Below are 13,103 nucleotides of genomic sequence, written 5' to 3'. Positions count from 1 at the left end.
GCTTTAACAGAGCCTCTGTCTATTAATTATTACAATTTGGACGATTAGCAAAAGACCGAGTACTATTCTTTGTTACAGGCAACGCTTTTGCTAACTTTACCTTTACCTCACATAAAGCCGCCACTAATGTGGTAGCCATCATTTATGCAGTCAAAATATTCACCTAAAAAATAGGCTAAGTTGAAAAGCATTATTCCTGAGCGAAAAGGGTCAGGAAAAATAGATGGGGTTTCATGTTTGGATAGATCAGGTACAAGGCCCGAATCTTCATTTTGTGCTGCACTTTTACTTTTATCATGTAAATATTTTTGTTTCTATCTGAGTTCTCTCTCAAAGAGTGTCACTTACCCCTTATGCTGTCCATCAGCTCACTATCAAGCCTCGTTAGAATCCTTCTCCAGAATCGGTTCTAGGTTAATTTTCTTCCTCTTTCTTTATTTTGGGTTTGGAATAACTGTTAACAGCCAAGTGCCTGATAATTATTATGTAGTTAATGGAGTACCTAACCATATAGATTCAAGTAGTGATGTGCAGATCAATTCGAAAGGCATTAATGATATGATATGTGAGGATGAAGGCATTGAAGCTTTTGACAATATATCTACCATCCTCGACTTTGATTGTAATAATGATGGGGTTATTGATATTTCGGAGGCCAGAGAGATCTATTCAATTGTTGATACAGAAAAAAACTATAAGGCTAGTACTGTAGCTGTGGCGCTAGATACTGATGGAGATGGTGTTGATGATGTAGACGACTTTGATGATGACAATGATGGTATTCTGGACACGGATGAAGGCTGTACCAATATTGCTTCAACACCTTCTGGTGCGGTAGTAGCCTCGGATGGTACAGGAGGTAGCCTAACCCTAATTAATGATGAAGACTTTGCGGCAGATAATGGGATTGCCTTAAATGGAGCGGGCGAATATATTATAGTCGATTTAGGTAGTAGTATCCCATCCGGGGTCGATGTAGTTTTTACGTTATGGAAGAACAACGACAATAACAAAACGCTTCGTTTTGCGCAGCTATCAAATACCACTCCTAACCTTGGTGGTGGAGTAAACCCTGCTACTGTTAACGATACGGATATAGCAGGAGGGGGTAGTGTTACGAGTTACACATATACTTTAAGCGCTGACACAAGGTATGTACAAGTTGAAATGACCTCAAGAAATGCAGGAAGAATTGAAATAATAGAAGCTACCATTCAGTCTTATGCTTTATGTAGCTTAGATACCGATGGAGATGGGATTAAAAATAACTTAGATATAGACAGTGATGGAGATGGTATTGTGGACTTAATTGAGTCACAAGCAACTACCGGCTCACCAGTTGTTCCTGTGGGAACAGATACCGATGGCGATGGAATTGATAACGCCTTTGATGCTGACAATGGAGGCACTCCTATTACACCGGTTGATACCGATGGTAATGGCACTCCAGACTACCTTGACTTGAATTCTGATGGAGATAGCTTCTTAGATGCTTTAGAAGGCTGGGATACCGATGGTGACAAGGTAGCAAATACAACTCCAACAGGAACAGATACCGATGGTGATGGGCTCGATAATGCCTATGATGATGTGGTAGGGCCAAATGCAACTACGAATGTTTACAATAATCAGGATGCGAATGACTTTCCGGATGTCACCACTTCTGGAGTCACGAGCGAACGCGACTGGCGAGAAGCTAATCCACTTGACTCTGACCTTGATGGAATTATTGATAACATTGACATTGATGATGATAATGATGGTATTTTGGATAAAGATGAAGCCCCATGTGATACGCCAACTATTAACTTTGATGCTACCCCCGAAGCTTACTGGACTTTAGAAAACAACACGAACGATGTCTCAGGGAATGGTCACAATGAGCGCTCAGCCGGAAATGCTCCTGGCTTTTCAACTACGGCCATCCAAGGCACTTATTCAGCCAGCTTCAATGGTACTTCACATGAAATCAGGTATAGCCAAGATGGTGCCTTTATGGAGTCTGCCTATTCGACTATTAGCTTCTCTGCTTGGATAAGGCCTACAAATCTTTCGGGTGATAGAGTGGTATATGAAGAAGGTGGAGCCACCAATGGTTTTATGCTATGGCTTGACGATGGCGTACCAACAGTAACGACAAGAACAGGGGGGCCTGGCTCAGAGGTTTCAGCTGTTTCAGATATCACTTTAACGGTAGATAATACATGGCACCATGTAGCTGCTATTTTCGACAAAGGAGAAATCTATGTGTACGTTGATGGAAAGGCCAATACGGCTACTGCTGGCTTTAGTACAGTAGCCAGTCACGGAGATGACGGTGGTATTGGAGGGCCGATTTCAGGCGCTCCAAATGGAATTTCTGGTAACTATGCTGGGCTAATGGATGCGGTGAGGTATGACAATTCAAAAGCCTGGAGCGCTTCTCGCATTGGTTACGAAGCACAACTTTCCTGTGATACTGACGGAGATGGGGTTGCCAACCACTTAGATTTAGACTCCGACAATGACGGTATCCCTGATATTATTGAAGCAGGAGGTGTAGATACGAACAACGATGGGCGTGTCGACAGTGCTACAGACACAGACAATGATGGATGGGCTGATACCTTCGATAGTGACAATGCAGGCACCGCGCTGACACTTTTGGATACTGATAATGATGGAGTTGACAACCATTTAGACCTTGATTCGGACAATGACGGAATCGAAGACATTATTGAAGCGGGCGGAGTAGACACTAATGATGATGGAAGAGTAGATTCAGCTACTGATACAGATGACGATGGTTGGGCTGATACTTTCGATAGTGATAATGGAGGAACAGCACTATCCAATCCAGATACGGATGATGATGGGATTAAAAACAACTTAGATATAGACAGTGATGGAGATGGTATTGTAGACTTAATTGAGTCACAAGCAACCACTGGTTCACCAGTTGTCCCCGGGGGAACAGATACCGATGGAGATGGTATTGACAATGCCTTTGATACTACGGGAGGTACTCCAACTACTCCAGTAGATACTGATAGTGATGGCACTCCAGACTACCTTGACTTTAATTCTGATGACGATAGTATGTTAGATGCCGTAGAAGGCTGGGATACGGATGGTGATAAGGTAGCAAATACAACCCCAACAGGAACAGATACCGATGGTGATGGGCTCGACAATGCCTATGATGATGTAGTAGGGCCAAACGCAACCACAAACGTTTACAATAATCAGAACGCTAATGACTTTCCAGATGTAACCACTTCGGGAGAAACAAGTGAAAGGGATTGGAGAGAAGCTAACGTCATTGACACTGATTTTGATGGTGTGGCCGATGCTACGGATATTGATGATGACAATGATGGTATTCTGGACACGGATGAAGGCTGTACCAATAATGCTTCAACACCATCTGGTGCGGTAGTAGCCTCGGATGGTACAGGAGGTAGCCTAACCCTAATTAATGATGAAGACTTTGCCTCAGACAATGGAATCCAATTAAACGGGGCTGGCGAATATATTGTGGTCGATTTAGGAACTAGCATTCCAACTGGGGTTGATATAGTTTTTACTTTATGGAAGAGCAATGACAATAACAAAACACTTCGTTTTGCGCAATTACCAAATGCCACTCCTAACCTTGGTGGTGGAGTAAACCCTGCCACGGTTGATGATACGGATATAGCCGGAGGGGGTAGTGTGACGAGTTACACTTATACATTAAGCGCTGAAACAAGGTATGTGCAGGTTGAAATGACCTCAAGAAATGGTGGAAGAATTGAAATAATAGAAGCTACCATTCAATCTTATACTACATGTATTGACACTGATGCTGATGAAATACCAGATAGATTAGACTTAGATTCAGATAATGACGGGATATTAGATATAATTGAGGCAGGTGGTGCAGATAGTAACAATGATGGAAGAGTAGATAGCAACACTGATACCGATGGTGATGGTTGGGCGAACACTTTTGATAGTAATAACGGAGGAACTGCCCTTACAGACCCAGACACCGATAGTGATGGCTCAAAAAACAGAATAGATATTGATAGTGATGGCGATGGAATTGTGGATTTAATAGAGTCTCAAGCAACAACAGCCACTCCTGTGATCCCTGAGGGCTCTGATTTTGATGAAGATGGAATTGATAATGCTTTCGATGTAGACTGCGTACCTTGTGGATCGGTTACAGGTGTACCTACAGTAATAGCCAACACAGATGGAACAGATAATCCTGATTATTTAGATTTAGACTCAGATAATGATGGCCTTAATGATGTCATCGAAGCATGGGATACTAATGGTAGCTACTTGCCTAACACAACACCAAGTGGGACAGATGCGGACAATGATGGCTTAGATAATAATTTTGATGGTGTTACGGGGCCAAACGCAACAACCAATGTTTACAATAGCCAAACGGCCAATTCATTTCCGAACATTACAACTGCAGAGAAAACGACCGAGAGAGATTGGCGCGAATCAAATCAAGAATCAGGCTCACCAGGAGGGATTAACACAAATTTTTTGCTTTGGGTAAAAGCAACTAATGGAGGAACTTCATGGCGAGATGTTTCCAATAATTACTATAGTGTAACATCATCTGGTACACCAAGTAGTGGATCACTCATCAACTTTAACCCTTCTAATTCCTTAGGTGGTACTGACTATTATAATACTACCCTAAGCGTTAATGCAGGCACTTATGCTGATCTAACGGTGATAGCCGTATATCAACCTGCAGCGAACGATGCTGGCTCGGTCTGGGGGGAAGACAATGGTAGTTTTGATCGTTATATGTTGGATGGAGCAGGGGCGAATGAAAACGAAGCGGTCAGCAATGGTACTGGTACTGAAGATAACATTACTGGACTTTATTCATCAACGACTACTACCCTCTCCACCATTGTCTTTGATGAAGATCAGTCCAATGGATCAGGTGTCTTCATCAATGGAGGTAGAGAAGTTAATTTTACCGCTGACCATGCAGTAGAAACTTCCAATAACTTCCAAATTGGAGCCAAAGGAGATGGAACGAGGGGCTTCAGTGGGCTTATTTCTGAAGTAATAGTATATAACCAGCTGTTGTCTCCGATGGCCACGCGCCAGAAAATTGAAAGCTATCTGGCGATTAAATATGGCATTACCCTTTCCTCAGATACTGACGGAGACGCCAGCGCTTTTGAGGCTGGAGAGGGAGACTATCTTGCTTCAAATGGTACTCCTTTTTGGGATGCCTCTGAAGCAACATCCTTTCAAAATAATATAGCCGGTATTGCCAGGGATGATGCCAGTTCTTTAAATCAGTTGCAATCTGGCAGTGTTAACAGCAATGCTATTGTTGCTATGGGCTTGGATGGAGATACGGATGGGTTAGAATCCAGTAATTCATTAAACGGAAGCTCTTTCTCTAATGATTTATCGGCCTTGGTATGGGGTCATGATGGTGCTTCACTATATAATCAGGAGAATAGGGAATTCGATACGCTTCAAGTAAAGAGTAGATTGAACAGAGAGTGGAGGGTGCAAGAAACAGGTACAGTAGGCACGGTAACCGTCCGTTTTAAGGTATCGGGTTTGATTGGCCCAGATGAGAATATTGGTACCAATGATGAATCAGAAATCGTGTTGTTGGTAGATGCAGATGGAGATTTTTTAACAGGCGCAAGTGTTGTTTCGCAGTCATTTGTGGTCGATTCAGATGGCTATGTCAACTTCCAAACAGACTTTACAGATGGCGCTTATTTTACGCTTGCTTCAGGTGAAGAATATGCTTTGCCAATTACCTTACTTTCATTTGAAGCTGTTGCTGAAGAAGACCAAATAGTATTGAAGTGGACAACAGTAAGAGAGGTTGAGAACAGCCTCTTTAGGCTAGAGAGGTCAGCCAACGGAATTGATTTTGAGGATTTGGGATATCTAGACGGCTCAGGAACAACAAATGATATTAACCACTACGTGCTTAGAGACAACAACCCGTTAAATGGGAAAAACTATTATCGCCTGATTGACATTGATCATAATGGAACTGAGAACGCTTCGGAGGTTATCATGGTAAGTTATTTCGAGAACTCTGCTATTGAGGTAAAGCCTTATCCTAACCCAATTAAAAAAGGACAAACCTTATACATAAGCCTTGATCAAGCGGCTGAATTGGGCGTCATCCGGATGCACCAAATTAACGGAACCGAAGTGCAGATAGAGACAAAAAGAACTGGAAACAGACTGGCGATTAATGCAGCCCAAATTAGCAAAGGAGTTCATCTACTGACCATAGTGGTCAATGGTAAGCTGCTAAAGTTTAAGATCGTTGTAAATGGCTAAGTATTGATAAAATAGAATGAAAAAGTATGGATGGCTGCAATGAGGGTTGTGGCCTTTTTTTGTGCTGTAATAAGGAGGGTTCGCAAAGGTCATATCAAATGAGAAACCCTCCTGAGCCAGCAAAAAAGTCTACAATAGTTCATCTTACTTGAGCTTATTAACCCTAAACGAATCTTTCTTATTGCCTTCTTCTATTTGGATTGAGTCTTTATACTTTAAGACCTTATCTAGCTGACTTGACCTATGTCGATTGTTCAGAATAGTCTTTATAATAATCACGACCGAACTAATCAATGTCATTATCATAACCTCCCGACTTGTTAATTCTATAGAAACTATCCATTCCATTGTCCACGTTTTAAAGTGTTTTCAATTTCCTTTCAAGTATACTTTTGAGAAGAACTCAGGAATAAGCAACAAAAAAGGGACTGACTTTCAGTCTATTAAAACCTTAAATCGCGTCCCGCTATAAATGTACGGACTTAATAATGGGAGGTCAAGGATACCTAGCTTTTTGAGTTCTAAACCTAGCTTTTTGTTTTTCGGACCTTATCTATGTGGAGTATTGTTTTCATAACTCTCATAAAATAAAGTGTTTATGTGTTGTTAGTGCTACTTTGAGAACTAGTGACCTTTAGAAGTTGTCCACGACTTTAAATTCAAAAAACCAAAAAAGACGCCCATTGCTGAGCGTCTTAGTTGTGAAATATATGCTAATCTTCTAAAAATTAGAAGCTAAAGCCAGTCCATGCAAAGATTGAAGTGTTTACTGAAGGAGTTGTTCCTGAAGTAATTGTAGTAGTTGCAGTTGTAGTCAATGTTATATTATCAGTAGTTCCTGAATTTTTGATATCTGCAATGTTCAAACCGTTTGCAGGATTAGCAGTGCCAGAAACTGAAGTAGCATCAATTGCCACACCTTTAGAATCATAATAATCAACCAAGTCACCAGCAGTTGCGCCAGCACCTAAAGCCACATAAAGGTTAGTGATTACCGCTCCTGAACCTCTTCTGATTTTTACAATATCAGACATTTCAACCGCAGCATTGTGAATGATAGTGATCCCATCAATTTTAGGGTTAGACTGACCAGCATCGTTAGGAGAGTTACCATCTAAGTTACCGTCAGCTTCGATACCACGTGGGTCAGAAGTTACAGCCACAAAACCAGCAGTTCTTAAACCGTAGAAGTTAGTGTTGTTTTGACCAACATAACCTTGAGTCCAATCGAACATATCATCTTTAGCGTTTACTGCCAATAGGTTAGAAACACTTACTGATCCACCAAAGAATTCGATAGCATCATCATCTCCGTAAAGAATAGCCACATTGTTAATTGTTGTTGCAGAACCTACACCATAAAGCGTAAGACCGTTGAATTCTTTGTCTCCGTTAATACGAGCACCAGTGTATTCAATCATTAAGTAAGTGATTGTTCCTGAGTTGTCTGTAGTGCTAGTTCCACCATAAGTATAATCTACAACTTCAGTAGTAGCCGTTCCGCCACCTGAAATTGGAGCGTTCCCCATGATCAACAACCCACCCCAGTCACCTGAAGCAGGGCTAGCAGCAGATGATGTCATTTTGATTGGCGCAGCAGCAGTACCATTGGCTTCAATTAGCGCACCTTGCTCAACAGCAATGTAAACGTTAGTTCCACCTGCCTGAGCTTTGATCACTGTACCAGCTTCAATTGTTAATTTAGCTCCGCTTGCTACACTCAAAGGACCTGTAAGGTTCCACTCTTGAGCACTTGATAAAGTAATGTTTGCTGTGATTTCTCCCTTCAAGTCAGCAGCGTCAAGATCGACATCGCTTTGTGAAGAAATTACACCATCCTTTGTTTGAACTGGAGCTGGATCGTCATCAGAGCATCCGAAAATAACGGCACATAGTGCGGCCATTGCAAAGTAATTCTTAAGAGTTTTCATAAAATGGATTAGATTTTTGATTAGGTTTTATTTTAAAATGTATAATTGATTCCAAAAGAAACATTCATGCCTCTTTTGTAACTATTGATGATGGTTTCGTTACCGTTGTTAAGTTCTTTGGTCAGTTTAAACGCTGGGTTCAATAAGTTTTTTAAACTCAGGTTTAAGCCAAGGTGCTCTCCCAATTTTGTTCTTGTGACGAAGTCCAAAGTAGGAACGCCTTTCTCCATTATGTTCTGGCTTCCGGCAGTTCCCAAAGAGAAAATTCTATCGCTGAAGTAATTCATTACCAATGAAGTAGTGAAATCAAGACCGTCATTTTCAATCTGATAAGTAAGGTCTGCATTGATCAATAGAGGAGAAGCGCCTTCAAGCTTATCTTCAGTATTGGTGAATCTTACAGTTAAAGCATCTGTTGGTACATCCACTAATTTTTGGTTTGAATAGAGGTATGAAATGTTCAAACCAAAGTTCAATAGTTTCATGCTGTTGTCGTCACCGTATTGTTGGATCAACGATTTTTTGAACTCCAATTCAACACCAGCAACGTTGGCGTTTCCTGTGTTTACATAAGAAAGCTCGTTGGCAGCAGAGTTTACCTGCACTCTGTTCAATGCATCTTCAACTCTTTTGTAGAAACCAGTAATAGAAACCAACTCGGTGTTGGTGAAGTACCAGTCATACTTAAGGTCAAGGTTGTAGTTGTTCGATGGTCTTAAGTACGGGTTACCAAAGCTTGAGAAGTTCACATCTTCATAAAGGAAAGGAGCCACTTCTTTGAACTGAGGCAAAGTGTAGGTTTTACTACCTGCCAGTCTTACTACTTTATCATCCGTGATGTCATACTTTACATTGACGCTTGGAAGAACGTATGATTCCGAAACCGTATTAATGTTGTTATTGAAAGTATTGCGGTCAAGGTTGGTGTCCCAAATTACATCTTGCTCAATTTGCTCGTAACGAAGTCCAAAGTTTAAAAGTAAAGCTGAATTGAATTCACGAGCGTAGTTTACTAAACCAGCATAGATTCTTCTGTCTCCGTTATAAGTAATCGGAACAAAGGCGTCTACCCCATTACCGTTTGCTGTTAGAATGTTGAATACATCATTGTCTAAAGACTGTTGGTTGAACAATCCATCAGGATTATCTCTGTCTACATCTGTTGGTGCATCAAAATTGAAGTTGAATTGCATGGCAGAAAAGTCTCTTTTCGTGTTTCTGTAGTTACCACCAAATTGGAATTGGTTAAGTGATTTTTCAGAATTCATTTTAACAGTTAACAAAGCACGAGCCGCATAATCCTTTTCTTCTAGTTCTGAATAGAACCTATGGTTGGCAGCAGCAGAACCCGAAACGGTTTCGTAGTTAGTGCCGTCAAAAGCGTAGCTGTTGGTTCTTCGGTCAGGCTCGTTTCCTTGTACCACATTGTACGAAGCGCCTAAGTCGAGCGAAATGTTTTTGTTCAACTCAAAGTAAGAAAGCAATTGATTTACATATAACCTGTTGTTGTTTTCTTGTTGTCTTCTGATAAATGATTTTTCAGAAATAGGGTTGCTAGCATCATCATAAATACTCACATGAAAACCATTGAAATTACCAACACTTTGGTTATTGTCATGGATGTAGGTTCCGTTGTAAGAGATGAAATTGTTTTCGCCCATCTCGTATTTCAAGTTACCCATCAACACCTGAGAAACGTGGTATTCATATTTATCGAAAGTAAGGTCTTTACTTCTTCCTCCTTCTGGAGTAATGTCTCTTGTTACACCGTTTTGGTAAGTGAAGTTAGAGCTGTGAGAAGCTACCAAGAATGTATTTAGCGTGTTGTTTCCTACTTTAAATTGCTTTCCAGCATTTAATGATAAACCAAAGTTGATTGGAGTGCTAAGCTTAGTTGGCTCAAATGAGTTTTTAAAATCGTATTTCGTTAAATCCGTAATTGGGCTTGACGGGTTGTCTACAGTTCCGAATCGGCTGGTTCCGCTTGCGCTATAAAAGTCTTCCGAAATAGTTTGAGTATTGATACCAGAAGAAATGCCAATTTCAAAAACGTCTTCGTTACCTAATTCCTTTGAAGTAATGTTGATGTTCGCTCCGGCTACATCGCCATAAAGGTTGGCACCAAATGCTTTGTTTACATCAATGCTATTAATGATGTTGGAAGTAAAAAAGCTTAGTGCTATGTTTTTGTATTCTGGATCTTCAGAAGGAAGAGGAAGGTTGTTCAATGATGTGCTGTTATATCTGTCGCCTAAACCACGAACGAATACGTTTTTAGCACCTTGTTGCTTACTTACACCAGTTACTTTGGTAACGGCTCCTTCGGCATTGCTCACTCCTTTTCTTGAAAGCTCTTTTGCTCCAATAGACTGTAGCATTTGCAGCGACTCTCTTTGAAGCATGATCATGGCGATATCAGAATCTTTTTCTGTTTTGGCCGTAACCACCACATCTTCTAAGCTAGTTGCACCTGAACTCATTGAAGCAGTGATCTCTGTCACTTTTCCTGCGGTTACAACGATGTTAGGTAATTTCAATGTTTCGTAACCTACAAATCTTACCTCTACAGTGTAAGTACCTGGCGTTACGCCATCAATTCTGAAAAGGCCATCGAAATCTGTGTTTGCACCTTTTTGTGTTCCTTGAACGAATACAGTAGCAAAAGGAAGAGGTTCATCGTTTGCGTCTTTGTCTGTAATCTTGCCGGCTATGATTCCGACCTCTTGAGCTACCGCCATCCACGAGCAACTCATCACTAATAAAAACAAAAATAATCTCATAAGTAATGTTCTATATTTCACGGTACAAAGAACGCTTACTGAGGTAAAGTGTAAGTTACATCTGTATTAAACGTTTATGAGACTAGTGTTATATTCCGAGGTTAAAAGTTAACATTGGCGTAACGTAAAGCAGCCAATACATGCAATAGATCGATTTTAGCGATTACCTGTCCGTAATAATGGTTTTAAGCCTTCTTTTTGCTTCCTTCTAGTTTAGGCCAAAACCATTCTGTAATTGAGGGGTTAAACTTATATATTCGTTTAAAAACATACCCACTTTAAAGTCGCATAATTATGTCAATGTCTAAGTCAATTTTAATTACTGGTGGAACAGGTTTAGTGGGTTCCGAACTGGTCACGCTTCTAGAAGGGAATGGCCATAAAGTGAGTCTCCTCAGTCGTTCTAAAGGAAAGGATCAAAGCCCTCCTGTTTTCCAATGGGACTATAAGAATGACTATATAGAAGAGGGTGCTTTTGATGGGGTAGATACCCTGGTGCATTTGGCGGGCGCAGGTGTTGCAGACCAGCGGTGGACGAAAGAACGGAAAGAAGAAATAATGAACAGCCGTACCCAAACGTCTGACTTGCTATATGAAAAGCTGAAAAACACTGATCATTCAGTAAGAACTTTGGTGGCTGCATCGGCTGTGGGTTATTATGGAATGGACACAGGCGATACAAGTTTAACAGAAGATTCGCCTGCAGGGCACGATTTTTTGGCCGATGTTGTTAAAGCTTGGGAAGATTCAACCAGTAGGTTTACGACACTGGGGATTCGTGTAGTTCAAATTAGAATTGGTGTAGTATTAAGTAATGAAGGAGGCGCTTTGCCAAAGCTATTGTCTCCACCCGTTGCAGCACCACTGGCCAGTGGCAATCAATACATGAGCTGGATACATATGGACGATTTGGTTAGCATTATAGGAAAGTCAGTGGAAGACGGAAATATGATTGGTCCATACAATGCGGTAGCTCCTGAACCACTAACCAATAGAGCGTTTACCAAAAAAGCAGCAAAGGCATTTGGAAAACTCTATTTACCGATTCCCGTTCCAAGCTTTGCGCTTCGTCTTTTATTAGGCGAAATGGCACAGGTAGTAACAGGAGGAAACAAAGTGAGTGCTTACAAAATAAATAAGACAGGCTTTGATTTTAAATATGTTAAGCTTCAAAATGCCTTAGAAAATTTGGCAAAAAACAAGTAGATTGAAGAATGGCCATGTTTTTTTAACTGTGGAAGAGCCTTCTCCCATTTTTATATAAGCAAGAAAGCATTTTGACCTCAATAAGATATTCAACAAAATAAGGACGGTGAATTTGGGAAAAGCCCATTAATTTGCTGCGCCATAAAAAATCAAGAAAATGACAAACGAAGATAAAATTAAGAAGGCATTTCAAGACAGGGATTGGAACGAGATTAAAACCCATGACTCTTGGGTAATTTTTAAAGTAATGGCCGAATTTGTAGAAGGCTTTGAAAAAATGGCCAAAATTGGCCCATGTGTTTCCGTATTTGGGTCGGCCCGAACCAAGCCGGAGCATGAATATTATAAAATGGCAGAAGAAATTGCTGCCAAACTAGTGCGCCATGGCTATGGGGTAATTACTGGCGGTGGCCCTGGAATTATGGAAGCGGGTAACAAAGGCGCAAAATCCGAAAAGGGAAAGTCTGTGGGGCTTAATATTGAATTGCCGCATGAGCAAGGCAGCAATATCTACATTGACCCAGACAAACTTATTTCCTTCGATTACTTCTTTGTAAGAAAGGTGATGTTTGTAAAATACTCTCAAGGATTTGTAATTATGCCGGGTGGTTTTGGCACGTTAGACGAAATGTTTGAAGCCATTACGCTGATCCAAACGAACAAAATTGGAAGGTTTCCAATTGTTTTGGTGGGCAGAAAATTCTGGTCGGGCTTGATAGACTGGGTTAAAGGTACAATGCTAGAAGAAGGAAATATTAGCCCAAAAGACTTAGACTTAATTAGCATTGTTGATACTCCAACTGAAGCGGTAACGGTAATTGACGAGTTCTATTCTAAATACCTCCTTACTCCAAACTTCTAA

Annotated in this window: 5 protein-coding genes; 3 read left to right on the top strand and 2 right to left on the bottom strand. The window is 40.8% G+C overall.

The genetic code is table 11. The annotated features are described in order from the left end of the window. Window positions 1-468 precede the first annotated feature (468 nt). Window positions 469-6,324, top strand: coding sequence for a LamG-like jellyroll fold domain-containing protein (locus VOI17_RS01855; protein WP_323755535.1), 5,856 nt, complete (start codon window positions 469-471; stop codon window positions 6,322-6,324). 728 nt (window positions 6,325-7,052) lie between these two features. On the opposite strand, the gene VOI17_RS01850 is transcribed toward VOI17_RS01855, so the two are convergent. After that, complete coding sequence (locus VOI17_RS01850; protein WP_323755534.1) at window positions 7,053-8,255, bottom strand: hypothetical protein; 1,203 nt, start codon at window positions 8,253-8,255, stop codon at window positions 7,053-7,055. A 32-nt stretch (window positions 8,256-8,287) separates the two neighbouring features. Then, window positions 8,288-11,035, bottom strand: coding sequence for a TonB-dependent receptor (locus VOI17_RS01845; RefSeq protein ID WP_323755533.1), 2,748 nt, complete (start codon window positions 11,033-11,035; stop codon window positions 8,288-8,290). A 300-nt stretch (window positions 11,036-11,335) separates the two neighbouring features. Here VOI17_RS01845 and VOI17_RS01840 point away from each other — a divergent pair, with 300 nt between their 5' ends. Together VOI17_RS01840 and VOI17_RS01835 are read left to right on the top strand one after the other, a co-directional pair. Next, window positions 11,336-12,241: a TIGR01777 family oxidoreductase gene (locus tag VOI17_RS01840; protein WP_323755532.1), complete on the top strand. Its 906-nt coding sequence runs from the start codon at window positions 11,336-11,338 to the stop codon at window positions 12,239-12,241. Window positions 12,242-12,398: 157 nt separating this feature from the next. Continuing rightward, window positions 12,399-13,103: a TIGR00730 family Rossman fold protein gene (locus tag VOI17_RS01835; protein ID WP_323755531.1), complete on the top strand. Its 705-nt coding sequence runs from the start codon at window positions 12,399-12,401 to the stop codon at window positions 13,101-13,103.

Source organism: Roseivirga sp. (assembly GCF_034669765.1).
Lineage (GTDB): Bacteria > Bacteroidota > Bacteroidia > Cytophagales > Cyclobacteriaceae > Roseivirga.
Note: the sequence above shows the minus strand (reverse complement) of the source record. Positions and strands in the feature narration are given on the sequence as shown.